The sequence below is a fragment of the Streptosporangium oxazolinicum genome (assembly GCF_039537505.1).
Lineage (GTDB): Bacteria > Actinomycetota > Actinomycetes > Streptosporangiales > Streptosporangiaceae > Streptosporangium > Streptosporangium oxazolinicum.
Genome location: NZ_BAABAQ010000020.1, coordinates 1 through 23,616, shown reverse-complemented (window position 1 = coordinate 23,616; position 23,616 = coordinate 1). Strand labels below are relative to the sequence as shown.

General features: G+C 71.1%; 38 protein-coding genes and 1 pseudogene. 20 read left to right on the top strand and 19 right to left on the bottom strand.

The features are described 5' to 3' along the window. Positions 1 to 261: 261 nt before the first annotated feature. From ABD817_RS36965 to ABD817_RS36945, 5 genes are all read left to right on the top strand, one after another. A complete protein-coding gene (locus ABD817_RS36965; RefSeq protein ID WP_344923092.1) occupies positions 262 to 849 on the top strand; it encodes a hypothetical protein in 588 nt (195 codons plus the stop codon). A 162-nt stretch (positions 850 to 1,011) separates the two neighbouring features. Continuing rightward, positions 1,012 to 1,740: a hypothetical protein gene (locus tag ABD817_RS36960; protein WP_344923091.1), complete on the top strand. Its 729-nt coding sequence runs from the start codon at positions 1,012 to 1,014 to the stop codon at positions 1,738 to 1,740. Positions 1,741 to 1,757: 17 nt separating this feature from the next. Next, positions 1,758 to 2,075, top strand: coding sequence for a hypothetical protein (locus ABD817_RS36955; RefSeq protein ID WP_344923090.1), 318 nt, complete (start codon positions 1,758 to 1,760; stop codon positions 2,073 to 2,075). Positions 2,076 to 2,368: 293 nt separating this feature from the next. Then, positions 2,369 to 3,052 (top strand): GntR family transcriptional regulator, encoded by a 684-nt coding sequence (locus ABD817_RS36950; protein WP_344923089.1) that lies wholly within the window; start codon positions 2,369 to 2,371, stop codon positions 3,050 to 3,052. Between the two features lie 74 nt (positions 3,053 to 3,126). Continuing rightward, complete coding sequence (locus ABD817_RS36945) at positions 3,127 to 3,375, top strand: hypothetical protein (RefSeq protein ID WP_344923088.1); 249 nt, start codon at positions 3,127 to 3,129, stop codon at positions 3,373 to 3,375. Here the strand turns inward: ABD817_RS36945 and ABD817_RS36940 are convergent. The 18 genes from ABD817_RS36940 to ABD817_RS36855 all read right to left on the bottom strand — a co-directional run bounded on the left by ABD817_RS36940 (position 3,363) and on the right by ABD817_RS36855 (position 14,490). Next, complete coding sequence (locus tag ABD817_RS36940; protein WP_344923087.1) at positions 3,363 to 3,935, bottom strand: hypothetical protein; 573 nt, start codon at positions 3,933 to 3,935, stop codon at positions 3,363 to 3,365. The two genes, ABD817_RS36945 and ABD817_RS36940, sit on opposite strands and share 13 nt — an antisense overlap. Positions 3,936 to 3,940: 5 nt before the next feature. Beyond that, complete coding sequence (locus ABD817_RS36935) at positions 3,941 to 4,516, bottom strand: hypothetical protein (protein ID WP_344923086.1); 576 nt, start codon at positions 4,514 to 4,516, stop codon at positions 3,941 to 3,943. Positions 4,517 to 4,544: 28 nt separating this feature from the next. Beyond that, positions 4,545 to 5,042, bottom strand: a complete 498-nt coding sequence (locus tag ABD817_RS36930; RefSeq protein ID WP_344923085.1) for a hypothetical protein — start codon at positions 5,040 to 5,042, stop codon at positions 4,545 to 4,547. Continuing rightward, entirely contained in the window at positions 5,039 to 5,380 is a 342-nt protein-coding gene (locus ABD817_RS36925) for a DUF6221 family protein (protein ID WP_344923084.1), read from the bottom strand. The genes ABD817_RS36930 and ABD817_RS36925 overlap by 4 nt, the downstream gene beginning before the upstream one ends. Then, positions 5,377 to 6,417: a hypothetical protein gene (locus ABD817_RS36920; RefSeq protein WP_344923083.1), complete on the bottom strand. Its 1,041-nt coding sequence runs from the start codon at positions 6,415 to 6,417 to the stop codon at positions 5,377 to 5,379. Before ABD817_RS36920 ends, ABD817_RS36925 begins: the two co-directional genes overlap by 4 nt. Further along, positions 6,414 to 7,370 carry a hypothetical protein gene (locus tag ABD817_RS36915; RefSeq protein WP_344923082.1) on the bottom strand — a complete coding sequence of 319 codons (957 nt, stop codon included), beginning with the start codon at positions 7,368 to 7,370 and terminating at the stop codon, positions 6,414 to 6,416. Before ABD817_RS36915 ends, ABD817_RS36920 begins: the two co-directional genes overlap by 4 nt. Then, positions 7,367 to 7,810: a hypothetical protein gene (locus ABD817_RS36910; protein ID WP_344923081.1), complete on the bottom strand. Its 444-nt coding sequence runs from the start codon at positions 7,808 to 7,810 to the stop codon at positions 7,367 to 7,369. Before ABD817_RS36910 ends, ABD817_RS36915 begins: the two co-directional genes overlap by 4 nt. Before the next feature lie 127 nt (positions 7,811 to 7,937). Next, the gene (locus ABD817_RS36905; RefSeq protein ID WP_344923080.1) at positions 7,938 to 8,516 is read right to left on the bottom strand and encodes a hypothetical protein; all 579 of its coding nucleotides are present in this window, start codon (positions 8,514 to 8,516) and stop codon (positions 7,938 to 7,940) included. Between the two features lie 47 nt (positions 8,517 to 8,563). Next, the gene (locus tag ABD817_RS36900; protein ID WP_344923079.1) at positions 8,564 to 9,220 is read right to left on the bottom strand and encodes a hypothetical protein; all 657 of its coding nucleotides are present in this window, start codon (positions 9,218 to 9,220) and stop codon (positions 8,564 to 8,566) included. Next, complete coding sequence (locus ABD817_RS36895; RefSeq protein ID WP_344923078.1) at positions 9,217 to 9,837, bottom strand: hypothetical protein; 621 nt, start codon at positions 9,835 to 9,837, stop codon at positions 9,217 to 9,219. The genes ABD817_RS36900 and ABD817_RS36895 overlap by 4 nt, the downstream gene beginning before the upstream one ends. Next, complete coding sequence (locus ABD817_RS36890; protein WP_344923077.1) at positions 9,834 to 10,253, bottom strand: hypothetical protein; 420 nt, start codon at positions 10,251 to 10,253, stop codon at positions 9,834 to 9,836. Before ABD817_RS36890 ends, ABD817_RS36895 begins: the two co-directional genes overlap by 4 nt. Next, positions 10,250 to 10,543, bottom strand: a complete 294-nt coding sequence (locus tag ABD817_RS36885; RefSeq protein ID WP_344923076.1) for a hypothetical protein — start codon at positions 10,541 to 10,543, stop codon at positions 10,250 to 10,252. The genes ABD817_RS36890 and ABD817_RS36885 overlap by 4 nt, the downstream gene beginning before the upstream one ends. 84 nt (positions 10,544 to 10,627) lie before the next feature. Beyond that, positions 10,628 to 11,026 (bottom strand): hypothetical protein, encoded by a 399-nt coding sequence (locus ABD817_RS36880; protein ID WP_344923075.1) that lies wholly within the window; start codon positions 11,024 to 11,026, stop codon positions 10,628 to 10,630. After that, on the bottom strand, positions 11,026 to 11,625 hold the full coding sequence (locus tag ABD817_RS36875) for a hypothetical protein (protein WP_344923074.1): 600 nt from the start codon (positions 11,623 to 11,625) through the stop codon (positions 11,026 to 11,028). Before ABD817_RS36875 ends, ABD817_RS36880 begins: the two co-directional genes overlap by 1 nt. Then, entirely contained in the window at positions 11,622 to 12,005 is a 384-nt protein-coding gene (locus ABD817_RS36870) for a hypothetical protein (protein WP_344923073.1), read from the bottom strand. The genes ABD817_RS36875 and ABD817_RS36870 overlap by 4 nt, the downstream gene beginning before the upstream one ends. Beyond that, positions 12,005 to 12,544 (bottom strand): hypothetical protein, encoded by a 540-nt coding sequence (locus ABD817_RS36865; RefSeq protein ID WP_344923072.1) that lies wholly within the window; start codon positions 12,542 to 12,544, stop codon positions 12,005 to 12,007. Before ABD817_RS36865 ends, ABD817_RS36870 begins: the two co-directional genes overlap by 1 nt. 170 nt (positions 12,545 to 12,714) lie before the next feature. Continuing rightward, entirely contained in the window at positions 12,715 to 13,155 is a 441-nt protein-coding gene (locus ABD817_RS36860) for a hypothetical protein (RefSeq protein ID WP_344923071.1), read from the bottom strand. Between the two features lie 69 nt (positions 13,156 to 13,224). After that, positions 13,225 to 14,490 (bottom strand): DUF6884 domain-containing protein, encoded by a 1,266-nt coding sequence (locus ABD817_RS36855; protein ID WP_344923070.1) that lies wholly within the window; start codon positions 14,488 to 14,490, stop codon positions 13,225 to 13,227. Positions 14,491 to 14,891: 401 nt separating this feature from the next. Between ABD817_RS36855 and ABD817_RS36850 the strand changes: the two genes are divergently transcribed. The 15 genes from ABD817_RS36850 to ABD817_RS36780 all read left to right on the top strand — a co-directional run bounded on the left by ABD817_RS36850 (position 14,892) and on the right by ABD817_RS36780 (position 22,422). Beyond that, positions 14,892 to 15,440, top strand: a complete 549-nt coding sequence (locus tag ABD817_RS36850; protein WP_344923069.1) for a hypothetical protein — start codon at positions 14,892 to 14,894, stop codon at positions 15,438 to 15,440. Beyond that, positions 15,433 to 15,765 (top strand): DUF6907 domain-containing protein, encoded by a 333-nt coding sequence (locus ABD817_RS39710; RefSeq protein WP_425583450.1) that lies wholly within the window; start codon positions 15,433 to 15,435, stop codon positions 15,763 to 15,765. The genes ABD817_RS36850 and ABD817_RS39710 overlap by 8 nt, the downstream gene beginning before the upstream one ends. Positions 15,766 to 15,767: 2 nt before the next feature. After that, positions 15,768 to 16,142, top strand: coding sequence for a hypothetical protein (locus ABD817_RS36840; RefSeq protein ID WP_344923067.1), 375 nt, complete (start codon positions 15,768 to 15,770; stop codon positions 16,140 to 16,142). After that, positions 16,139 to 16,261: a hypothetical protein gene (locus ABD817_RS36835; RefSeq protein WP_344923066.1), complete on the top strand. Its 123-nt coding sequence runs from the start codon at positions 16,139 to 16,141 to the stop codon at positions 16,259 to 16,261. Before ABD817_RS36840 ends, ABD817_RS36835 begins: the two co-directional genes overlap by 4 nt. 59 nt (positions 16,262 to 16,320) lie before the next feature. Further along, positions 16,321 to 16,824: a hypothetical protein gene (locus ABD817_RS36830; RefSeq protein WP_344923065.1), complete on the top strand. Its 504-nt coding sequence runs from the start codon at positions 16,321 to 16,323 to the stop codon at positions 16,822 to 16,824. Positions 16,825 to 16,892: 68 nt separating this feature from the next. Beyond that, positions 16,893 to 17,387 (top strand): hypothetical protein, encoded by a 495-nt coding sequence (locus ABD817_RS36825; protein WP_344923064.1) that lies wholly within the window; start codon positions 16,893 to 16,895, stop codon positions 17,385 to 17,387. Further along, positions 17,384 to 17,770: a hypothetical protein gene (locus tag ABD817_RS36820; protein WP_344923063.1), complete on the top strand. Its 387-nt coding sequence runs from the start codon at positions 17,384 to 17,386 to the stop codon at positions 17,768 to 17,770. The genes ABD817_RS36825 and ABD817_RS36820 overlap by 4 nt, the downstream gene beginning before the upstream one ends. Next, a complete protein-coding gene (locus ABD817_RS36815; RefSeq protein ID WP_344923062.1) occupies positions 17,767 to 18,462 on the top strand; it encodes a DNA translocase FtsK in 696 nt (231 codons plus the stop codon). Before ABD817_RS36820 ends, ABD817_RS36815 begins: the two co-directional genes overlap by 4 nt. After that, the gene (locus tag ABD817_RS36810; protein WP_344923061.1) at positions 18,459 to 18,722 is read left to right on the top strand and encodes a hypothetical protein; all 264 of its coding nucleotides are present in this window, start codon (positions 18,459 to 18,461) and stop codon (positions 18,720 to 18,722) included. Before ABD817_RS36815 ends, ABD817_RS36810 begins: the two co-directional genes overlap by 4 nt. Then, the gene (locus tag ABD817_RS36805) at positions 18,719 to 18,958 is read left to right on the top strand and encodes a hypothetical protein (RefSeq protein WP_344923060.1); all 240 of its coding nucleotides are present in this window, start codon (positions 18,719 to 18,721) and stop codon (positions 18,956 to 18,958) included. Before ABD817_RS36810 ends, ABD817_RS36805 begins: the two co-directional genes overlap by 4 nt. Further along, complete coding sequence (locus ABD817_RS36800; RefSeq protein WP_344923059.1) at positions 18,955 to 19,590, top strand: hypothetical protein; 636 nt, start codon at positions 18,955 to 18,957, stop codon at positions 19,588 to 19,590. Before ABD817_RS36805 ends, ABD817_RS36800 begins: the two co-directional genes overlap by 4 nt. Beyond that, positions 19,590 to 20,261 carry a hypothetical protein gene (locus ABD817_RS36795; protein ID WP_344923058.1) on the top strand — a complete coding sequence of 224 codons (672 nt, stop codon included), beginning with the start codon at positions 19,590 to 19,592 and terminating at the stop codon, positions 20,259 to 20,261. Before ABD817_RS36800 ends, ABD817_RS36795 begins: the two co-directional genes overlap by 1 nt. Continuing rightward, positions 20,258 to 21,277 (top strand): tyrosine-type recombinase/integrase, encoded by a 1,020-nt coding sequence (locus tag ABD817_RS36790; RefSeq protein WP_344923057.1) that lies wholly within the window; start codon positions 20,258 to 20,260, stop codon positions 21,275 to 21,277. The genes ABD817_RS36795 and ABD817_RS36790 overlap by 4 nt, the downstream gene beginning before the upstream one ends. 73 nt (positions 21,278 to 21,350) lie before the next feature. Continuing rightward, a complete protein-coding gene (locus ABD817_RS36785) occupies positions 21,351 to 21,794 on the top strand; it encodes a hypothetical protein (RefSeq protein WP_344923056.1) in 444 nt (147 codons plus the stop codon). Positions 21,795 to 21,843: 49 nt separating this feature from the next. Then, positions 21,844 to 22,422, top strand: a complete 579-nt coding sequence (locus tag ABD817_RS36780) for a hypothetical protein (RefSeq protein WP_344923055.1) — start codon at positions 21,844 to 21,846, stop codon at positions 22,420 to 22,422. 4 nt (positions 22,423 to 22,426) lie between these two features. Here ABD817_RS36780 and ABD817_RS36775 read toward each other — a convergent pair. Next, positions 22,427 to 23,616, bottom strand: a pseudogene (locus tag ABD817_RS36775) (hypothetical protein); the annotation flags it as partial.

Below are 23,616 nucleotides of genomic sequence, written 5' to 3'. Positions count from 1 at the left end.
TCTCCATTGAAGAGCCCTCGCGGGTGAGGCGCTATCAGAGGGCTGCTCGTGGGGTCAGACGCGGCCGTACGCCTGCCGGACGGTGAAGGCGTAGAACAGTCGGCCGCAATCGGTCCCGGCCGGGAGGCGTGAGCGGATGTCTCCCGGCCGGATTTCGTTTCGGCCGCGACCGCACCGGCGGACCCGGCGCATCCAAAGTTGAAACCTTCTTTTCAAGGTTGAAACCTTGAAAGTCCCTGGTCAGATGTCATGATGGGCGTCATGGCAGGAACGACTCCCATCACGATCTGGACCACCCCGCACACCCAGCAGGCGCTCAAGGAGCGGCTGGCCGCCGAGCAGGCCAAGTTGCTCCAGGTCCTCGCCGAGGACCGGTGGGCGATCACCTGGAGCATGCCCTCGGCGGAGCGCCGCCGGCTGAAAGCCCAGCTGCGCGCCCACCTGGCCGGGTTGCGCGAGCGCGGAGAGCTGCTGGACACCCTCACCGCGTTGGCGGCCTACGCCGTGCGGGCCGAGCTGGTCGGCCGCGGCTGGAACCACGACTGGCCGCCGGTGCCGGATACCGCGCCGAAGGCGGGCCGGTGGCCGGGCAGCATCGACAAGGGGTGGACCGTCCAGATCCGCACCCGGATCCCGGCCGAGCTCGCGCAGCGGGTGCACGCCGCGTGCTGGCACACCAGTAAGGACGCGATCGAGGCGCTGCGGGCCTGGCGCGACAACAACCCCGGGATCATCACGCAGGTGAACGCCCCCGATCTGTGGGAGGGGTATGTGGAGCTGGCCAAGCAGGTGACCGTGCCCGGGAAGGTATGGCGGGCCTCCCTCGACAGGGTTCTTCGCTCGGCGTGACCGCATCCGGACACCTGCAAGGTTTCAACCTTGAAATCAAGGTTGAAACTTTGAAACTCCCTGGTCAGCGCCTATTCGAGGTGGTTGCGGGGACGGGCGGAAGGGCGTACGGTCGGCCCGATACGGCCGCCGCCGGGCGGCCCCACCACGAGGAGAGCGCCGATGCCGGACACCCCCACCAGCCCGCCGCCGCGCAAGCTCACCAGCTACGGCCCCCTCCAACTCGCCAGGCGACTGGACCTGACCGAGTGGCAGGTCGCGCGCGCGGTGGCCGCCGGGCTCCTGCCCCCTGCGGATCAGGCGACCCGCCGGTGGCCGGCCGCCGTGGTCGAGGACGCCGCGACCCGCCGGGAGGCCATCGTCGCCGGGGCGGGCGCCATACCCGACGTCGGCGCGCACCGCGCGGCCGAAGCACTCACCGAGCGCTTCGACGACCTGGAGGTGACGGTGACAGCGAACGCCGTGGTGGAGCTCCACCGCCGCGGCCTGCTGCCCCAGGCGCTCGACGAGGACGGCAACCCCGCCGAGTACAAGGACCACGTCCTGTACTGCGGGCGCGCCCTAGAAGCGTTCGAGGACCGGACCGCGCTGCTGCGGGCGATCGTGGACGGGGAGATGCACACCGCGGACGAGGCCGCGAAGCAACTGTTGATCCGCCGTACCGACTTCGACCACCTGGTGCGCGCCGGGCGCATCGAGCCGAAAGGATGGGGGCGAGGCCCGTACCAGCGGCGCCGCGACGTCCCCGAGGTGCCGCTGTACCGGACAGGCGACCTCCACGCCCTGGCCTCCGACCGGGGGATCGACTGGGAGGCGGTGCGCGCGACTCCGGCGGGTCGGCCGTCGCTGTTGGCCGCCCTCCCCTCGGTCTCTGCGGAGGTGGATTCCTAATGGTGTGGAACCGTCTCATGGACGACAACGAGCCCTACGCCCGGGAGATCGCCGAGCGGATGCTGTGGATCCTGCGGGCCTACCCCGACGTGGTGCAGGTCGGCGACGCGAGCAGCTACGGCAAACGCGAAGGGGTGGGCATCCGGATCTCGTTCGACGTGTCCCTGCCCCCGGGCGCGCAGGTCGGCGACTGGCCGCGCCAGGGCCCCGAGTGGGCGGACGCCGAGCGGACGGGGCCGGCGCCGGGCCCGCCGGTGCGGCGGGGGCCGAGCGCACCGCGGCGGGAGTTGCCGCCGCCGCGCCGGGAGTTGCCGCCGGGCCGTGGACGGTCCTGAGCGCGGGCGAGGGGAGGAGGGACCATGGCAACGAGCTTTGTGGGGCTGGGGGAGCGCCCGATTGGCACGATCACCTGCGATGGGTGCGGCGCGACGTGGAGCGATGGCGTTGCCGAGACGGACGGGGAGGGGCTCATTCACCGGCGGGCGTACGAGAAGGCCGGGTGGCGGCTGCGGCGGCCTAACGCGTATCAGGCTGTCGAAGTGTGCCCGGGTTGCGCGAGGAGCAACGTGGACTGAGCCATCTCGGCGATCCTACCGATCGATCTAGATTGATTAGATAGGTTGGGGTTGTGACTGATACCGAGACCCCCGCCGCACGGATCGCGGGAGACCTGGCCATCGCCATCCACCGCGGCAGCATCCGCGCAGGCCAGCAACTCCCGTCCCAGACCAAACTCATGGCCTCCTACGGAGTCGCGATGGGCACCGCCGCCTCCGCCCTGGCCAAGCTGCAAACCGCCGGGCTCACCGTGGGCGAGCCCGGCCGCGGCACCTACGCCGTCATCGACGAACGGCTCCGCCACTCGATGTTCCGGGACAACCCGATCTTCGACGTGCTGGACGCCTCCGCCCTCTGCCGCAACCTCGCCTCGACGTCGTACCGCCCGGACGCCACCCCGACGGTCGATGTAGGAGGGCACCCCTACTGGGGTACGCCGGACTACGACCCGGAGAAGCACTCGCCGCCGCGGCAGGTCGATGCGTCCGCCCTGGTCGCCCTGGACCGGCACATCCTGCGCTGGATGTCAGAAGCGTTCTTGACCGCGGCCCGCCGCCTGGTAGCCGACGGGCCATGCGACGCCGACCGCCACCTCATCGCCTCAGCTCGGGCGATCCTGCGTGACTGCGGGCGCCGCCCCGAAGACCAGGAGGCCATCGCCTACCTGGGCGGGCCGGAACCCGACGACGAAGACGTCATTCTGCGGATCTGGCCCGAGCGAGGCCAGTACGACCCGGACGGCCCGCCGTTCTGACAGCCAGCGCACCCTCCTCCGGCGAAAGAATCAAGATGGGCAACGACTCGGCTGGGCAACCCCCTCATAGCGGGGTGCCCTCCCCGGATCCCTTCGCTACCTCGGCTGCCTTCGCCGACCCCGGCCCCGGCCCGTGCGACAACTGCGGGCAGGTCCGGCCCCTGGTATGGAGCTGGGACATCTGCCAACCCTGCTACCAGGCCAGCGCGTTCGACCCGCCCTACGAGTTCGACGACCCGCTTTTCCTCGGCGACGACGAGCACCCCGACGACCGCGCCGCGGCGTTCGCCGAGCACTGGTTGTCGGCTCGCTACGGCGAATGAGCCTCCTCGGCTTCGGGGAGTTCCCAGTGGAGTTCGTGGACGGTGAGGTCGTTGCTCCACTGCTGCCAGTCGTTCGGGCTGAGCTGGAACGAGCCGACCCCGGGGGAGGCGACGGCCCGCACCGGCGAGGGCCGGTGCGGCGCGGGGCCCTGGGGGAACACCACCGTCCACTCCCCTTCCTGCCGCGCCGTGGTCGCGGCCGGGATGCGGATGATGCCGTCGGCGTCGGCGTCCGGGAAGAACGGGTACCGCATATCCCGCTCGCGGAAGGGCCGGCGCTTCCGGTCGGGGGTGATACGGATGACGATCCGCGGCCCGTACCGGGTGGTGCAGCACACCACCCGGGTGGAGCAGCGCAGGGTACAGGGCACCCAGTCGTGAGGGTCGTGCTCCTCCCAGATGATCAGCGCCGCGGTGACGTTCTGCGGGTCCTGCGGCTGCCCGGTGCGGTGCAGCTGGGCGGGCCCGTCGTAGTAGAGGGTGCCGCCGTCGCGGGTGCCGATCGGCCGGAACCCCGGCGAGTCCACGTAGCGCGGCACCCCCACCCTCACCTCGTTCACCCCGTTCACCACCTTCCGTGGCGGCGCCGCGCGGCGGCCTCGTCATCGATGACGTACGGGGCGGACACCGCCTTGTGCGCCCCGGTGTCGTTGGCTACCAGGCCGTGACATGGACAGCGGCGTCCCGCCGGTAGCACCGCCCCCTCACCCCGGGCGGGGGCGGCGGGGAGGGGGTGGCGGACGGGCATGGTCAAGGTCACCTCGACGGCCTCCCACACCGCGGCCCCGGACTCGGCGAGCGCCGCTGGCACCTCCTGGCCGCCGCCGCCCGGCGTGAGGGGGTAGGCGTCCGCCAGGTAGCGGAGTTTCTCCACCGGCAGCGCGGCCGGCACCACCCCTTCGTCTGCGGCATGGGTGAACAGGTCGAGCCGCATGCGCCTGCGCAGGTACTCCTGGAAGTCGGGCTCCTGCCACTCGTGCCGGTGGGACAGGTGCCGGTGGCTCAACAGCTGGTCGTGGCTGGACAGGACCGCGCGGGCGACGGCTTCGGCCACCTGCATGGGCAGCCCCTGCGGGGGGACGGCCTTCGACGCGGCGTCGGCCGCGCGGGCGAGGGACCGGGAAGCAGCAGCGGATTCCATGACGTACGTCCTTCGAAGAGAGAGGGGGTTAGAGCCAGGAGAGGGGGATGGCGGGTTCGCGCCTCCCCCAGTCCGGGGGGAGTTGCTTGTCGCAGTCCAGGCACAGCACCGCGACGACCTCACCTGTGAACAGCTCGACCTCGGCGGTGTTGTCGTGGCCGCACCGGACGGCGCCGGCCGGTCGGCGGGCCCGCCGATGCCTGGGGGGAAGGACTGGCCAGAACCATCTCCTCCAGGCCCGGGGCGCGCGGGGCGGCGCCGGAGCGGGGCGGAGCGCGGTCAGCCGCGTCTTGAGCTGTTCGAGCTTCGCCAGCCGGTCCAGCACCTCCTGCCGTTTCCTCACCGCTTCCCAGACCTCCTTAGGGTCGGCAGAAGCCGCCCCCGGGGCGTCGCGGTGCGAGGGAGCGGTGAGCGCGCGCAGCTGCGTCTGGAGCGCCTCGATCTTCATCAGCTGCTCCCTCCACTCCAGATGCAGCACCGCGTCCTGGAAAACGCTCGTCACGGAGCCGCCTCGGCGGGAGGTCATGGCTTCCACCTGCTGTCGTACTCCGGGTGCCTGGCGTGGACGGAGACGCGCAGAGCGAGCGCGGTGTGCAGGCCGTACAGCTCCCCGGCCGGCGCGCTCGTCCGCGCGCTGTAGAAGGCCCGCGCCTCCTCGTAGGTCGTGAGGAGCTCTCGTTCGGCGGCGACGTCCAGGAGCGCCCAGGACGGAGGGTGCAGCTCGGCATGGGCAACGGAGTCGTAGGAGGTGGAACAGCCGACGTTCCAGGCGTATTCGTCGTCGCTGGTCTTCTTGGCCGCGGCCTCCCGCTCGTCGAGCCGGGCCCGGTAGAACGCGACCATGGCGTCGGTGAGGTCGGTCATGAGACGGGTGCTCCCTCACCGGTGACCGGCGCGGGTTCGGGCGGCAGGGCGACCTCGTACACCTCGGCCACCGTCCCGTCCTCGCTGACCTCGACGCGGCCGGTCGGCGTGGCCACGCCCGTCTTCCGCACCAGCTCGTACGCCTCGGACGGCGCCCGGCCCACGGCGTCGGCCGCCTGGCGGTCCGGCAGCTGCACCTTCCGCTCCTGCACGAGCGGCACCCCCAGCGCGGCGGGGCTGGGCGTGCGCCGCTCGATGCGCCGGCCGTCCCAGTCCGCCGCCACCCAGCACGACGCGCCCTCCAGCGCGGCGGCGGGCCGCAGGACGATGTGCGTCGTCGCCCCGGGAATCGCGCGGAACGTGCCGGCGAACAGCACCCGCACCCGCGCCCCCAGATCTTGAAGGTGGTGAAGGTCGATGCCCTCGCCCGGCACGTGGAGATCTTGAGGGTTCAGGACCGCCAGGACGTGCGGCTCACCGACCTTGCGCGCCAGCTGCTCCTTCACCATCTTGAAGACCCCGGAGTCCTGGGTGAGTTCCAACGTGACGGACTCGGGCCGGAACACCGCTTCGAGGCGGGTCCCGGCCGGCAGGAGGCCCCCGAGGAAGGCGTGCACACCGGGGAACCCGCCTCCGCCCGGCCCCTGGGCTTCAGCGACCAGCGGGGCCAGGTCCTCAACGAGGATCCGCACCCCGTAGAGGGTGGCGAGGTGCCCGCCCGCCGTGATCTTCCCGCTCCCTGGGGACGGGCGGCGCGCGTGCTGCACCTCGGCCAGCTCCCACACGCGGGCGAAGTGCGCGCGCAGGGCGTGCGCCTCTTCCTCGGTGACGGTCTGCTGGAGCGCCGTCCCGGCCCGGGTCTCCATGCCGGGGATCGAGCACCAGTAGCCCCGCGCCCGGTTGGCGTGGATGCGCTGGAGCACGGGGTGGTCGTGCAGCGCCCAGGTCTCCCACACATCTCCTGCGGTGTCTCGGGAGAGGGTCCAGCCGAACGCGTCGAACGAGTCGAGGCCGAACGAGTCGAGGTCGTACGTCATGAGAGGGGTTCTCCTTCGGATGGGATCCACCCGGGGGTGGGCCAGGGTGGGGCAGTGATCTCGTACACCTCGGCGGTCGCGCCGTCGTCGCGGATCTCGACGCGGCCGGTCGGGTTCGCGGTGGCCACCACGAACTCCATCTCCAGGCCCGTGCCGCGCATGAGGTGGACGTAGACGGAGTGAGGGCCGGGCCGGGTGATCCACTGGCCGTCGTATCTGGGGGGCAGCCACCCTGCGGGAAGGGACGGGGAGGGGCGGGTGACGATGTACTCCGTCGCCCACGGGATCGCGCGGAACGTGGCGGCGCACAGCACCCGCCACCCCTTCGGGTAGCTCTCGCTCCCCACGGGCGCCTCATCGGGGAGGAGGTCCTCGGCGCCGAGGTCAGCGAGGATGTGCGGCTCGCCGAGGAGGCGCGCCAGGCTCTCCTTCGCGGCCCGGACCGCCGCACGGTCAGCGGCGGACCACGGCGTGAGGACACGCGCGAGGTGCTTGTGCAGGTGGGTGTTGACCGGCAGGAGCCGGGTGAGGATCGCGTTCCGGCCGACCAGGCCGTCCCCGCCCCGGGTCTCGGCGATCACCGGGTGCGGGTTCTCGATCGTGATCTGGACGCCGTACACGGCGCCCAGGAGGCTGCCCGGGGCGATGGCCGATTCGGGAATCGTGGGCATCTCCACTCGCAGCCACGGCCGCTGCCACTCCCGCTGCTCGTGCTGCTCGCGCATCTTCTCCAGGTGCTCGCGCAGGGCGTGCGCCTCAGCCAGGGTGATGGTCTGCTGCACCGCGGCGCCGGACGGGACCGGGTCGGCGTACTGGGCGGCGCGCCTGCGGTCGCGGATCAGCTCAAGGACGGGGTGGTCGTGGACGACGGTAAACGCGGCCGCTTTCGCGCCGAGGTCAGCGATGCGCTGATTCGCTTCGAGGTTGTCGATGAGGTCATGCAGGGACGTCATGGGACGAGCACTCCTTCGAGCGGGGCCCTGGCGACTTGCGGGGTGGAGAGGGTCGGGGCGAGGGCCTCGGCCGGGGCGCCGACCAGCCCCGTCTGGTAGAGCAGCCGCAGGGCGCTGACATGGTCGCGGATGATGCGGTAGGTGTCGGTGACCTCCGCATCCCAGGCCGCGACCAGGCGCGGCTCGTCGGCCAGGATGGTCCATCCCGCATCGATCAGCTCGTCCCGGTGGGCGTAGACGGGCCGCGAGGTGTTCGTGATCCTCGGCAGGTCCGGCTCTGGTTTCAGCAGGTGGTCGAGGAGCGCTTGCCTACCGTCCTCGACCACCTGCCGGTAGGCCGCGACGATCGGGTCCAGCCCTGCGGGGCCGTACCGGACGGTTTCGTCCACGACGATGAACGTGCTGCTCGCGCTGACGCCTTGGTGGAAGGGGAGGGGCATCAGCTCACCCACCCCGCGCTGTCACGGTCTGTCACTGGATTGGGGGTGTGGGTGCCAGGATTCCCGGGCCGAGACCCCCACCACCCCCGGTTTTGGTTACTCACGGTCAGATCACCCGTTCCGGGGTTCAGGGGCGCCACAGCAGGCTCCATTCGGGGTGGGTGGCGAACGGGGCGGCCAGGAAGCGGAGCTGATACCAGACCAGCTCGCCGAGCTCGCCGGGCTTGCCAACGTGGTGCAGGTGCTTGACGAGCTCGTCGAGCAGCTCCCCCTCGTCACGGAACCGGATCCGGGCCCGGTCTGCGCCACCACAGGTGCAGTTCTCCACCCCCCCGTCCTGGAGAAAGGCGTCGCAGGCGACCGCGTGGACCCGGCCACGGCGGGTACCGACCAGACGCTCGGCCTCCTCCAGGCGCGCCCGGACGAACACCGCGGCCCGGTCGGCTTCCAACTGGGTGCGGTACCGGCCGGTCATCACGTCCTCGTAAGGGATGCGTACCAGCCGGGTACTGCTCATCTGCAGCAGCAGCCGGACGCTGAAGGCATCGGGGCGGCGCCGGAAGCGGGGCGTCTCGATCACCCGGAACTCCGAAGAGCAGAGGCCTTGGGCCGACTCCTGGGAGAAGACCAGGACGCTGTTGCCCGGGGTCAGGCCGGCGCGGCGGCGCACCTGCTCGGCTTCGCGCGACCCGAAGGCGCAGATCACGGCAAGCGATTCCTTGTCTCGTTCGCCCCTGCCCACGGCGGGGGCCGTCACCGCACGTTCCGCGTGATGGAGACGGTCTCCCCGTTGAACAACTCAGCGCTGAACTCGACCGTCGCCCGGACGACGTGGCGGATCGGGTCCTCCGGCGGGCTCATGCTCATCTCCTGGTCCAGGAGGCTGATCCACACCTCATCGACGAGTTCGGAAAGGCGCGACGGCGGGATGGTGCCGGTGGTCTTCCACTGGTCGGCGGCTGTCTCCAGCCACTTCCGGATGGCGGGCTCCGGGTCGTCGTACTGGGCGGCCAGGACGCGCACCGCCGCCTCCAGGCCGGGGATGAGCTCCGAGTTCGGGCCGTCCGGCAGCGGGGGCTGCTCCTGCGTCGAGCCGCTTGCGCGCGCCGCCACACCCTCCCAGATGGCGTCTCGCCGACGGCGGGCGGCGTCCAGCAGGTCGAGGAGAGCGTAGGTCGCGGCCAGGGCGCGCAGCATCTCGAACGGCGCGCCTGCGAGGAACCCCCCGACAGCCCGGGTCTTGTACAGGTAGCGGGGGTCCGGCAGGAGTTGCTGGGCCAGCGGGTGGCCAGGGTCCTTGAGCACCTCGCGGGCCAGGCGTCCGCGCTCGTCGAGCTTCTCCCGGAATGACGCGATCAGGTCGTCGATCGGCTCCGGGTCGGTGGTGTGGTTGTGCTCGGGGCTGGTCATCGGCGTCTCCGGTGGTAGGTGGTCTTCACGCGGCGCGCGGCGGGGTGGGTGCGGCGGAACCACCACAGGTGCAGGCGCCAGGAGGAGCGCACGTGGTTCTCCCACACGGCCGGGTTGAACCCCGTGATCTGGAACGGGTCGGAGTGGGAGCGGCCGAGCCACCACCGGTAGAGGCCCCAGGAGGAGTGCTCGCGGTTTTTCAACGCGGTCAGGGGGATGGTGAGGATGATGCGGGGCGGGCTGATCAACGCCCGCAGGTTGGCGTCCGCCCCTGGTGAGGCCTTGAAGTCGCAGTGGATGGTGCGGGGCTCGCTGGTCCACACCCGGGGTGCGGTGGCCGGCTCCTCGCCCTGGCCGTCGGGCAGCTCAGACAGGAGGCGGAAGTCAGGCAGCCCGGCCGGGGGGCGGGCTGCCTCCCAGGAGTTGGAGAAGCTGACCTCGTCGGGGAGGAAGTAGCCGATGTCCTTCCACGCGGTCGTGCCACTGAGCGGGGTGCCGGGCGGCGCGACGGACAAGGTGATGCCCTGAGGTGGGGTCGGGTCGATGAGCTCGGCGTCGGGGCCCGGCTCGTACGGCGGCATGGAACCGCCGCCGGCGGGGGCGGTGGGGCCGCTCACGGCGCGGCCTCGAGTTCCAGCGCGGTGATCGCCCCTCCGTAGCCGTAGGAGACCTGGACCTGGCCGGGGCGCACCCACATGCGGGTCTTGATCGGCAGCGGCCCCACCGGGCTACGGTCAGCGATACCCGCGTTTGCCAGCGCGGCGGCGAGGATCAGGTCCGGCCCGTAGTCGGTGGCCACGTGCAGGGCGACGGCCGCCGCCCACTTCTCGCCGAGGCACCAGCCGAGGATCGCGCCCTCCACCGCCGCCCGGAATGCCTCGACCTGCTCCGGGCCGGGCGGGGGGAAGAGCTTGCGGGTGGAGCGCAGGAGCGCGTCGGGGCGCACCTCACCCATGGAGCCGGCGGCGCCCTGGGCGAGCTTGTCGGCCCACCAGCGCGCCGCGGTACGGGCTTCCCGGGTTCCGTCGCTCACCGGGCACCCCGCAGGATGAGCCGGGCGAGGAAGCTGCTGGACTGCTGGGCCTCCCGCTTGTTCAGGGCTCGGCCGACGCGTCGTTGGAAGCGGCGCAGGTCCGCGGCCCGGCCGGTCGCGGTGACCACGACCATGCGGAACAGCAGGCCGTGGTCGTGCTCCACGACGGTGTCGAGGCGGTGGGCCTTGGCCGTCAGCAGGATCCGGCGCAGGGTACGGCGGGCGCCCGGTAGGAACGGCACGATGTAGAACGTGCACGGCAGGCTGCCGGGGGTGTCGGGGGAAGACAAGGAGGGTTCCTCTCCGGTGTGGGGAGAGGAACCCTAGAAGCATGATGACGCTTGCGTCTGCGTCCGTTTCCGCAGGTCAGACAGTCACGGCTGGTAGATGGTGGGGATGGTGTCGCCGAAGATGAGCACGAGCACCAGCAGCACGAACGGGACCGCCACGATCCGCGCCACACCACCCCAGGTGCGGGTCTGTGCGTTGAACCACTCATCCAGGGCGGGGAACAGGCGGACGGTGGGCGCCTCGTCGATCCGCTCCGCCCAGTCCGGGGTGGCGGCGTACCAGCGGGTGCGAGCAGCCCACCGGCGGGCCGCCCACCAGGAGACAGCCGCACCGGCGAGGGCGCCGAGCGCCGCCCAGACCAGGCGCACCTCGTGCGTGTTGAACCAGGTCATCACCGAGGTGAACGCCCCGGACAGCTGCACGTAGATCGCTCCCTGCCGCCAGCGGCGGGCCCGGTCGGCTTCCCGCTCCAACCGGTGCATCACTGCCCCCCGCCGGCCAGGTTCTGCTCCAGGCGAGCGTCCAGCTCCTGCCGCGCGGCGTCACGGACCCCGTGCCACGTCACCGCGGCGGCGGCGGCCTCAACCCCGGCCAGCGTCGTGAACCCCGCTTGGAGACTCCGGGGCTCGCCGGTGGCGATCTCTCTGACCATGCCGCTCAGGGTGAGCGTCCACGGCTCGCTCAGCTCGGCGAGCACTTCCCGGGTGTTGCCGAGCGCGACCTGCCACGTGGTGCCGGCACTTCGCATCACGAGCTGGTCGTCGCGTTCCCGACGAACGTAGGCGAGCCAATCCAATCCGCCGTGCGGTTCCACGGCATCCGCGTCGGGCTCACGAACCAGGCACATCATGTCCCCCCCAGGCGCGGCAGGGGCAGCGGAGGCGCGTTCCTTCACCAGGTTGCCGAGAGCGATCAGGAGCAACTCCCCGAACGCCACCCCGTGGTCGAAGCCCTCCTTCTCTTGCAAGGCGGCTTCCACCGCACGCACCTCGTCGGTGACCTCGCGGGGGCCGAGACCCAGCACCCGGGCCAGACGAGACGAGCTCTCAGAGATGAGACGGGCGCTGTCGTTGCTGTTCACACGGGCTCCAGTTCCAACGCGTCGTACAGGGCGTCCAGGTGCCGGTACTCGATCTCCACCGTGGTCTTCGCCCCGGCCTCGACCGTCTCGTTGGCGTACAGGACGCCGGGCCCGTCCACGACGAGCCGGTCCCCGCGGGCGGTCACGGTGAACTCGCCGTCGGCGTCCTCGTCGTCGTCGGCGCCCGCGACCTCCGCCAGGTGCCCCCGCACCTGCTCCAGGGCGGCGAGCACCATCGGCGCGTCACCGGCCGGGATACTCCAGGTCGGCCTGTCCACGACGAGCCGCCCGAGCTCCGGCGTGTACAGGTAGAAGCCCTCCCCCCGGATCTCCACGAAGTACGGCCGCATCTCCGGGGTCTGCTCCAACACGCCACCCATCACAGGTCCTCCTGCCGCACGGTGATCATGACTTCTTCGTCGCGGACGTCGTACGCCCACGCCACCCACTGCCCGTCCTCCTTGTAGATGCCCGGCATGTCATCGCGGCCGGTGGTGATCTCCGCCTCCCGGTCCGCGATCGTCTCCCCTTCGTCCAGGGGTTCAGCGAGCCGGGCCATCGCCTCGCGCAGCTCGTCGCCGAGCTCGGCCTCGGCCTCGGCGCGGCCCTTGGCCACGTCGTCCGCGTGCTCGGCCGCCAGCTGCTCCGCCGCCTCAGGAATTCCCTCGAGGGAATCCACTCCGATCCACCGGGTGATCAACCACTCCCCGCACCCGTGCTTCTGGTCCAGGCTCTCCGCCTCCCCCGTGGACGGGTCCATCACCGCGGGGCAGCCGGTCTCCACCTGCACACCCTCCCCGCAGACGGGACACAGCCGGTAGGGGCGATCAGCCCACACCACGAACAACGACACCGGGACGTTCCTGTCGTTCGGCCCGGACAGGTCGGCACTGTGAACATGCGCCGGCAAAGCAGACATCGCCGAAGGGCTCCTTTCTGATCAGCGAACAGGGAAGAGAGGGGAGCAGCCGCAGGGCACGGTCATCACGTGCCCTGCAGCGACCAGCATGTCGCGAACCCTCCCGCGCGCACGCGTGATCCCCTCCGATAACTCCGAAAACGGAGAGAAATCATGTCTGGTGAGAGGGGTCAGGGGTTGGTGAGGCGGCGCGCGGTTTCGAGGACTTCGATGCCGGTGGTGCCGTGGATCCACTGTTCGAGTTCGGCGTGGTGGGGGTTGCTGGGTGGGGTGGGCCAGATGCGGTGCCAGTGGGGTTGGCCGTTGCGGATCCATGCCTCGTCGAGGTGCTCGGCCGGGTCTGCGCCGGTGCCGGGTGCCCAGTACTCCATGAGGGTGAGGTGGGTGCTGTAGCGGGGGGTGAGGGCGTTCCAGATGTGTTCTATTCCGTTGGTGATGGTGAGACCGGTGTGGGTGTCGGCGACGACTGCGAGGTGGCCGAAGGGGTGGGTGGGAGCCCAGACGGCGAGGTGGGCGGTGGCGGTGGGGCGAGCTGCGCCGGGGGTGTTGTAGGTCCAGTTGCGTTGCTCGGTGATGAGCTTGATGGCGACGGGGAGGGGGCGGGAGGTCATCGGGGTCCTTCCTGTGGGGCCCGCCCCGGGGGGGTGGGGCGGGCGGGGTTGGTCAGGTGCAGGCGTGGGTTATGCCGCCGCGAAGAGGTGGAGTTGGTCGGGCTTCGGCGCGGGTCGGGTGGTGGTTCGTCGCGCGGGGCGGGAGGTCCGGTGCGTCGTCGTGCGGTGAGCGGGCCGGGGAGCGAGCAGGCGCACACCGTTCAGCGCGACCGGAACCGGCGCACCAGGGGCGGGGGCGGCGTCGATCAGGGCCGTCTCCAGCAGGTGAGTGACTTCGGCGGGGTCGGCTTCGCTGGTGATGTCGAACCATCCGTACGAGGTGATCGCGGCGGCGACGGTGTCGGCCTGCTCCCACATCGGCGCCGCCTCGTCGGGCTGCGGCACCGGGCGGGTCGGGTTGAGGAGGGCGGACACCACGACGTCGAACGACTCGGCGCGGAACCGGCGGGTCAGGGCGCGGCGCTCGGTGGCGTCCACTCCTTCGAGGTGGGGCTGGGCGGAGGAGTGGCGCTCCCACCGGCCGTATGTGCGGCCCGCGAGGGTGGCGTACCCCTCGGCGAGCTCGATGAGGCGGGGCAGCGCGGAGGCGAAGCGCGCGACCTGCTCGGGGGTGCCGGAGGCTTCCAGGGTGGCGGGGTCGAGCTGGTCGGTTGCGATGTTGTAGGCGGCGGCGAAGCGGTGGGCGGCTGCGGCGCGGGCGGCGGTGCGGGTCTTGCCTGTGCTCTGGGGGAAGGTGAAGCGGGCGGAGGCGCGGCCGTGGTGGTCTATGCGGAGGGTGTCGGCGACGACGTACGCGGCGCGGCGGCGGGTTTCGCGGTCGGCCTGCTCGGCGCGGCGGGTCTGGAGCTTCTGGTGGGCGGCCTGGTGGTCGATGCCGGAGGGGGCGGCGGGGGTGGGTTTGTAGATGGCGGCGAGGCGGGCCATCTGCTCGCCGATGCCGCGTGTTCCTGCGAGCGGCGCGGTCAGGGTCGGCCACACCTGGGCGGCGAGCTCGACGTAGGCCCGGCCGCCGAGGACCGTGATGTGTGCGTATGCGTCGATGCCGAGGGCGGCGGCCTGCGCGCGGAGCGTCTCGGCGGAGACGGTGCCGGGCTGTCCGGCGCGCAGCTCGTACGGGGCCAGCATCTGGTCGAGGGGGACGAGGCCGTGCAGGGCGGACAGGATCAGCACTCGGCCGCCGTTCGTGGTGAGGGCGTCGGCGGCGCGGCGCGCGGCGCGGTGGTAGGAGCCGGTGTAGAGCTCCCCGGCGGGTGCGGGGACGTCGAGCTTCTTGCCGCCGCACGGCACGATGACGACCGTGGTGGGTTCCGCGTGCAGGGGGCTGTCGTTGTGCATGGGGGTCCTTCCGTTGGGGGTGGCGCCGCTCACCGCCCCACACCACAGATACTAGCGTTGTTCTCTAATGTTGGCAACGATTTGGCGGCTTCAAGATCATCCGGATAACCGTCCGGAAATCCATCCGGATCCGTCCCACCCCATCCCGGACGATCCGGAGCAGCTCCGGGTCATCCGGATCCATCCGGAGTTTGGGGCGTCCGCGAGGTTCCGGGAGGGTTCGCAGGGGTTCGTCAGCGTCCGGCAGGGTCCGGCAGGGTCCGGCAGGGTCCGGCAGGGTCCGGCAGGGTCCGGCAGGCGGCTCCTCGATCTCACGGAAATAGGTAACGGGAAGCGCACTTCCCAGAACCTATTTACCGTAGGATGATCCCACCAGCCCTCACAGGAAGGCCGCGACCACGATGAGTGACAAACCCCGGAAGCTGAGCGACGCGCAGCGCGCCGCCCTCGAATCCGTCTCCGCCGACGGTGACGTCAGCTGGGTGAAGGGCAACACCCGCAACTGGCTCTCCTCCCGGGGGTTGCTCTTCGCCCAGGGGGCGAACTACGACGAGTGGCACGTCAGCAGCAGGGGGCGCGCCGCCCTCGACTGGGGCCACTACGGCGAGATCACCATGCCGGACGGCTCCCCCGTCGTTATCCCCTCCTCCACGGGCGGCCAGCAGACGATCGCCACGATCGGCGAGGCCGAGAACCTCTACGTCGAGACGTCCGCGCTCATCTGGCGCGACCAGATCAAGGCGGACGGCTTCCCCTCTGACCCCAACCCGCTGTTCGCCGACCGGCGAGACATCCTCACCGAGGTGATCCAGCGAACCCTGGGTCTGGACCTGGCGGCGCTCCTCACCCGTTACGACGAGGCGATCTCCACCGCCTGCCGCGCGCTCCGCGACCGCATGGTCGAGCGCGGCGAACACCCCTCACAGGAAGGCCGCGACCACGATGAGTGATAGTCCTTGCCCGCCATGGTGTGTCAGTGGCCACGAGCACGATGACTACTTCCGCATCCATCGGAGCGAGAGCGTGGCGATCGGGCGCCCCGTCGTCCTCATCAGCGTGAGTCGCGTGGACGAGCCAGCGAAGATCGGCAAACCCGCCGTCGCGGTGGGGCTCCTCACGAGCGCCGAGAGCGCTCGCCTGTCGCCGCAGGAGGCGGTCGTCATGGCTGACGTGCTCGATGCCCTGGAGCCCGACGGCCCCGGCCCCACCGTCATCCTCTCCGTCAGGCTGCGCGAGGCCGCAGCCCTCGCCACCGACAAGAAAGCGGAGGACTGACAGTGAACCCCGCGACCAAGCACATCAAGGACACCATCGCGGCTCTGGGTGTTCCGCGACGTTCGATCGTCGCCGGAACCGACATGGGCATCACGTCCGCCGCGATCCACGACCCCGCGCACCGGCGGCTCGTCGCGGACCGCGCCGAGGAACTCGTCCAGTCAGGGAGGTATGGCGTCTACATCACCCGGTACCCGTGCGGGTGCGTTCCTAGGGTTCGGGTGAACAACCACTCGCGCCACGCCGGACAGGTGACCACGAGGAACGAGGAGGATCTCACCGGCCACACCTGCCCGGCCCTCGTGACCACGCAAACCGGAACAGAGACGAAGGAGCACCTCGACGCCCAGGGGCAAAAGAAAGAGGCCACTGCATGAGCGAGGAATGCCGCTGCCCCGAGCAGTACCGGCTGTTCCCGATGGATCCCCCGCACTCCTCCACCTGCCCCCTGGGCCGGTTGGAGGTCTTCGTCCTTCCCCGGAGTGATTCCCAATGAACGACAAGCCCCGCCTCGTTCGGGCGCAGGAGCCAGAAGCTCCCGCCTCGCAGAGACAGATGAGCGACGCCGAGGTCATCGCGGCCTACAAGGCGGGGACCCCGATGAAGGAGATCAGGGCGGAGGCGCAACGCCGCCTGCAGACATCGGTCCCGCCTATCACGCTTCGCGTCGAAGTTCGCGGTACGGACGCCTCCGACGTCGTCTACGACGCGCTCACCCAGGGCCGTGACTTCTTCGGCGAACGCGCGATCATCGAAATCGTCAGCGGCGACATCCAGAAGGAAACCAGCCCCTCCGGCTACAGCGACTACGCCGGAACCGTCGTCGTCCGCGAGGTCGCCCCGGTGCTCGGCAAGCGAGGGCAGCTCCTGGCCGCCATCCGTGAGGAGGGCGGCACCTGGGACGCGAAGCACGCGGCGGAGTTCTACGCCAGGCTCGACTGGTGGCCGACCCCCCAGCGGGTGAAAGCCGACCTTCGCACGCTCGCCGAGGCCGGGCACCTGAGGGACCTCGGCCAGGGCCTGTACGAGCTGGAGGACGGAGAGGACGAAGACGAGTGACTACCGACCAGCCCCAATGGGCGCAAGCCCTCAACGACCTGCACCGCCGAGAAGGAAGGACCGATCCCTTGACTCCCGATGACGTCTTGCGGCGGTGCCTCTGGGCGCGGCAGCACAACGAGGGACACCCGTCCGGCGCGTGGTCAACGGGCGAGCAGCTGGCCGTGGCCATCGTCCTGGAGGACCGCGCCCACCTGGACGCCATGGACTACACCGTGGAGCAGGCGCACCAGCGGGTGCTCGGCGGGATGGTGTCGCCGCCGGCCGACCCCGTGGCGTGGTTCGAGAGCATCCGCGTCAGGCTGGCCCTGCCCGTCGCCCCGTTCTACCCGGCCGATGGTGAAACCGTGACCTGGCAGGGGCGCGACGGCGTGTGGATCGTCCACGAGTACGAGGACGACGAGCACGTGTGGCTGCACCGGCCCAACGCGCGCATGATGCCCATCCTTTCCAACCTCGGTGGGCCCTGGCAGCAGGTGCCTGAGAACCGCGAGCTCGTCCACGTCGCGCAGCTCTCGGCGGCCACCCCCGTGAACCCCGGGAAGGACGGATTCACCCGATGACCCAGTTCGACACCATCACCTGGGGAATGCCGTCCGAGGTGCGTGATCTCCTCGGCGCGCTGGAGGGCATCCTGAGGGGTGTCACCTGGACGGCCACGCTCGGCGGCTCGGCCGAGGTCGTCGGCTACGCCTTGCCCAGCGCCGAGGACGTCGAGGCGGGACCGACGACCGCGCGCCGCGCCCTGTACGAGGTCGCCGAGGACGCGATCTCCGCCGTCGAGGCGCTCGGCTGGCTGCACGCGAAGGCGCCCGAGGTCGTCATCGGCCCTGAGGTTCACCGGACGCTCCTCGGGCGTTCGCCTGCGGACGCCTTTCTTCAGGTGAGGTTCACGATCAGCGGCAGGCACGCCGTGGACCGTCCGGGCGAGGTGACCGATCGATGACCGACACCCTCGCGCACGACCTCGTGGATTCGCTCCGCATGGTCACCGCCGACCTCAACGCCCACATCGAGGACCGCGCGCAGGAGATCGCCGCTCCGCGCATCGCCCAGGCCGAGCGGGAAGCCGCCGACCGGGTCGCTGAGGTGGAGAGCACGCTCACCTACGAGCGGCAGCGCCACGAAGACCTCCTCGTCGAGCTGCGCCGACAGTTCGCCGTTCTCGAACGGCAGAGCGCTCAGCTGCGGTGGCTTGCCCGCTACCTTCCGCCGCCCCTGAGGCGGCTCGCTGCCGGTTACTTCCCCTCGATCAACTCGCCCCGCGCGGCCAAGGACCTGCCTGAGGAGTGGCTGGCCCTGGTCGAGAAGCGCGCCGCGGAGATCCCCTACGACCTGCTGGCCGAGATCGGCGATGACCGGCACCTGCTGATCTCGGCGGCCAGGGCGGTGGTCGAAGCGCAGAAGGGATCGATATCGCTGATCCAGCGGAAGGCGCGGGTCGGGTGGGCGAGAGCCGAGAGACTGCTGGATCTGCTGGAGCGGTGTGGCATCGTCGGCCCGCCCCAGGAGCCGCGCTTTCGGGACGTCCTGGTGAAGGTTGAGGACTTGCCCGGCGTGCTGGAGAAGCTCGGCATCACCAGCGCCCAGTTCGGCACGGACACAAGGCCCGGCGCCGAGGCAGGATCCCCATCATGAGCCTCATCAGCGACGGCACCATGCCCTGCCCCGTGCCGAGCCCCAACGGCTTGCCGTGCAGCAAAACCATCCCGTCCGGGTGGGCCGCCGAGGAGGGGCACGGCGGCGGGCACTTCTGGGTCGGCCCCGAGCTGGACGCCATCTTCGCTGGCGGCCACTACGACGCCAGGGCCGCGCTGGCCGGACAGCCGTTCGAGGGCCACTTGCCGGAGAACTGCTTCCCAGGGTGCCCGTACATCCCGCTCGTGGGTCGGCCGTGAACCGGCGGGATGCGAAGCGGCGGGCCCGCGCCGCGGCGGCCGACGTCATCATCGGGACGATCGAATCGGGCTGGGCGCTGGACGACCTGACCGACGACCGCAGTGATGAGCAGGTCGCGATGATCAACGCGGCGCTGCGGGAGCTGGTCGCCGAGATGCGTCGGCGCCTACCGAAGGGGTACACGCTGCCGCCCCGCCCGCCCGGCGCCCTTCCGCAATGGGGGGTGGAGCGGTGAGCCGTCACGCCTGGTCCACCCGCAAGGAGTGGGCCGCCGCCGCTGAGCATTCGGTGCGGAGCTTCTGCCTGCCGCTGGAGCGCGTCCCGGCCGGGCACGAGCACTACCTCACCGCGGAGGAGCTGGCCGAGATGGACGCGCTGTACGTGGCGCTGTCCACGGCCGTGCGGGCTCCCCTGACCGCGGAGATCCAGCGGCTCAAGGTCCTGCTGCCCTCGCCGATCCCGGCGAAGCCGCTTGAGCGTGACCGCTGGTACGACGCCCTGACCGGCGAGCAGCAGGCCGCGTGGCAGAGCCTGCGGGATCTGAGGAACGCCCGCCTGGAGGTCGGGCGCCGGGCGAAGGGGAAGACGTACAAGCTGCTCGGCTGGTATGAGTCTCCGCTGGACTACAGCGTCCTGTCTCCGCAGGTCGCTCCGTTCGTCGCCGACGCCGAGGGCCTGGCCCGCCTCGCCGAGTTGGAGGGGAAGTACACCCGGCTCCGGGAGCAGGCCGCCCAGGACGCGCTCGATGCGGCGCTCGCCGAAGCCGTGAGAGTCCGCAACTCCGACGAGGGGTGGGCCAAGGAACTGGAGCGGCGTCGGCAGATCGACGACGGACCGCTCGTCACCTACCACGGGGAGAGCGTCTGATGAACAGCGGCTGGAAGTGGCACCCGAGGGACCTGGATGAGGAGGCCGCGCGCAGGAGGGCACGACGGCCGCGGCGGCGGGCGAGCGACCTCGACGTGGTGTGCCGGGCCGTGTTCGGTCGGGACGCCGAGGAGGTGACCGCGCGCGATCTGATGGGCTGGCAGAACAGCCTGCCGCGCGACGTCCTCCCGCGTGACCTCAGGGACATGACGGCGGAGGAGCTCCTGGAGATCGCGGCGCGGCGGGCGCCCGGCGGTCCGGCGGGGTTCTGGGCGTGCCCGCACGAGCGGGATGCGCGCTCGGGGTGCTCGGAGTGCTTCTGGGAGCTGATCGGGGAGGCGCAGGAGACGGAGCCTTGGGCGTCGCGGCCGACGCCGTTGATGGAGGTCATGGTGCGCTTCGGCACGCCGGAGCCGCTGCCGGACGTCTTCGTGCGCGCGGTGAACGAGTACAGCGACCGGGTGGGGTTGGTCCTGGCGGGGCCGCTCGACGACGACGCTGCGGTGCAGGGGCCTGCGGGCCTTCACCTGTACCTGCTCGGCGGGGCACTGCGACCGACTCCAGGCAGGCGGGACCGGGCGGCAGCCGTCGCGGCGGCCGTCGGGTTCCTGTGCTTCCAGCCTGCGGTGGAGGGGTTCAGCGTGATCAGCGTGGCGGCGGCCAGGCTGTGAGTGAGAACTTGCCTGCGGTGTTGTCGGGGCCCGGTGACGAGCTGCTGCTCACCGTCCGGGTGGATCCGATCCGGAACCCGTACGGCACCTACCTCGATCAGCTCAAGGTGGGCGATTCCCGGCGGAAGATGGGTTCGGCGCTGGATCGGATCGCCCGGCTCATCCAGGGCGTCAAGCTGGGCGACGCGACGGTGAGCGGCGCGGACTTCCCGTGGCATCTGCTGCGGTACGAGCACACCTCGCGGATTCGGGCTCGGCTGGTCGAGTTGGAGCTGTCGCTGACCTACACCAACCAGCACCTGGCGGCGCTGCGGCGGGTGCTGCAGGAGGCGTGGCGGCTGGAGTTGATGACGGCGGAGGAGTATCAGCGGGCTGCGGACGTGCGGGACGTGAAGGGGGCGCGGGAGCCTGCGGGTGCTCACGTGCAGCCGGAGGTGATCGGCGCGCTGTTTGCCGCGTGTGATGACGACCCGACCCTGCTGGGGTTTCGTGACGGGGCGCTGCTCGGCGCGCTGTTTTCCACGGGGGCGCGGCGTGAGGAGCTCGCCGGGGCGACGCTGGCGGGCTACGACGGCGGCGCTCGCTCGCTACGGATCCGCGGGAAGGGCAACAAGGAGCGGGTCGTGTATCTGACGGTGGAGGCCAACCGGCGGATGGCGGCGTGGCTGGAGGTGCGCGGCCGGGCGCCGGGCGGCCTGTTCGCACCGCTCAGGCGGGGCGGGCATATCTGGATGAACGGCGGCCGGGTGCGGCACATGAGCGGCCAGGCCATCCGCAAGATGTTGAACCGGCGGCTGCGGGAGACGGGGGCCAAGGCGACACCGACGCCGCACGACTTCCGGCGGACGTTCATCGGAGAGCTGCTGGACGCGGGGGTGGACCTGGCTACCGCGCAGGCGCTCGTGGGCCACGCCTCCCCCACGACGACGGCCCGCTACGACCGGCGCCCGCACGCGAAGCGGCGTGAGGCGGTGGACCGTTTGACCACCCCGGCGGCGGCGCGTCTGCCACGCTGAGGGGACGCAAAACCGTACCCGTATACATACGTCGGGACAGGTGTTCGAATGCGCCTGGCTGGGAGGACATCCTGTGACGAAAGACCCCTCACCCCCTGGCGGGTACCGTCCCGGAGACCGTGAGCTCGACGTCTTACGGGAGGCTGCGGACGCGGCTCACCGGGAGATCGCCGAGCACATCACTGTCACCACTGCTGAAGGTGTCGTGGCGAGCGCCCGGGTGACCCAGCTCGCCGAGGCGAGCCGGAAGGCGTACCGGAAGATCTCCTCGATGCGCGGCCAGCTGACGCGGGCCCAGAAGGACGGCGATGCCGAGAAGATCGCCGCGGCGCACCGGAAGCTGGAGCAGGCCAAGGCGGACTTCGACCAGGTCTCGGAGGCGGGCATCGCTGAGGGGCATCAGATCGTCCAGGCCGGGCTGGAGCGCATGGACACGACGTTCGCCCTGATGGACAAGTCGTGGGCCGCGGGCGATCAGGTGATCGAGGCGCTCGGCCGGCCGAAGCCCTCGCGGTAGGTTCCGCGCGCCCGCGCGGGACGGATGGTTCGAGCGAGAGGACATTGTGGTGATCGCTTTCAGGATCGACGAGGAGCACGACGGGGACCACGCCAGCAACGGCAAGATCAGCCGGTACGGCAATTATCTGCGGCGGAACGAGGAGATGTTCGCCGACGGGTGGGGGACCTCCGATCCGGTCAGGTTCGCGGGGATCGCGTGGAGCATCGCGAATGAGCCGATCATGACCCCGGGCTACGTCCAGCCTTGTGGGCGGGTGCTCGGCTCCCGGGTGCATGCCTCCGGGTGGGACGGGTCGCTCACCGCGGAGGTCACCTTGGCGACGGAGTGGCCAGCGGCGCTCGCCAGGGATGAGCGGGCGTGGCGCGGTGAGCGCGGGTTCTGGCGGAGCTGGAGCGCGGTGTCCTACAGCGGCACTCTGCGCGGGCCGGGTGAGGAGGAGCTGACGCGCTCCCCCTACCTTCTGACCACGTCGCAGGCGCTGTTCACACTGGACGCGGGCGGGTTGCCTCCGGTGCCGGCCGAGCCGGGCCCGTGGGCCGAGCAGGCCGCACGGGTCGCGGTGGCCGCGCTCGTGAAGAAGCTCAACGCGGTGGTGGGCCCGATCATCGAGCAACTGGAGAAGTAGCGCGTTACAGCAACGCCGGTCCCATCCACGGGACGGGTGGGTTGGCCAGGTAGTCGGCGAGCTGGTACGGCCTGCTGCGGTCGGGGACGTGGGGGATGGTCCAGGCGGGGGTGACGCGGATGAGGCCGGTGACCTGGCTGGCGGGGCTGGTGGTGATGTCGGCGATGCCGTCCAGGGGGTCAGGCGTCGGGGTCGGTGTCGGGGTGGGTTCGGCAGAGCCGGTGCCGGTGGGTTCCGGTGCTGGGCTGGTTGAGTCCGGTTCCGGTGTTGGTTCAGGGAGGGGTGGTTCGCTCAGGAGGGGATCTACCGGTGGGGAGGGCTCCGGTGTCGGTTCGGCGGAGACCACGGCGGGCGGTTCGGCGGGGGCCTGGGTGGGCTCGGGGGGTGGGGCTTCGGACGTCGCCAGGGTTGGTTGCGGGGCGGCGGCCGAGGGGGCAGGTTCAGGGGCGGGCTTGGCCGGGGCCTCGGTCGGTGCCGGCGCTTGTGGCGGGTTGGCTGCTGCGGTGTGGGCGGGCGCAGGCCGGTGGTGAGGGGTTGCGGTGGGGGCGGTGGGGGGCGTCGTGTGCGTGGCCATCGGCGCAGGCGTCGGCTCCACGCTGAGAGTCGGGGTGGGGGTGGGGCGCTCGTAGAGGAAGAGCGGGATGGTGAACGGGGTCACCGGTTCGAGGGCTTCGGCCACTGGGGGAACCACGGGGCCGGCCACGAGTCCGACGGCGGCGGCAGCTGCGGTCGTGGTGGTGGCGAAGGACGTCCCTGCCGCGGTGGCGACTTTCGCGATGATTGCGGTGGGGCCGATGCCGGAGAGGCTGGCGGTGCCGATCGAGCCGAGGGACAGTCCTCCCCCGGTGAGGGCGACTCCGCTTCCGCTGGCGGCGGCTGCTCCGCCTCCGGTGACTGCAGCGGCGCCGACTCCGCCGGCGCTGACGCTTCCGGCTGCCGCCGTGGTGGTGCCGACTGCGGTGGTGTCGGGCAGGAGGTGGGTTGCGAGCCAGGCGGGCAGGATGGCGCTGGCCGATTGCGCGACGCGGCGCAGGACGCGTCGTGCTGGGGTGGCGGTGTGGGGGGAGGGCGTGGGGGCGGGGGTGGTGCGGGCGCTGTGGGTGGCGGCGATCGCGGCCAGGGTCGCCTGTTCCTGGGCGATGAGGTTGGTGAGGTTGGCGGCGTGGGCGGGGGCGTCTCGGATGAGGTCGTAGA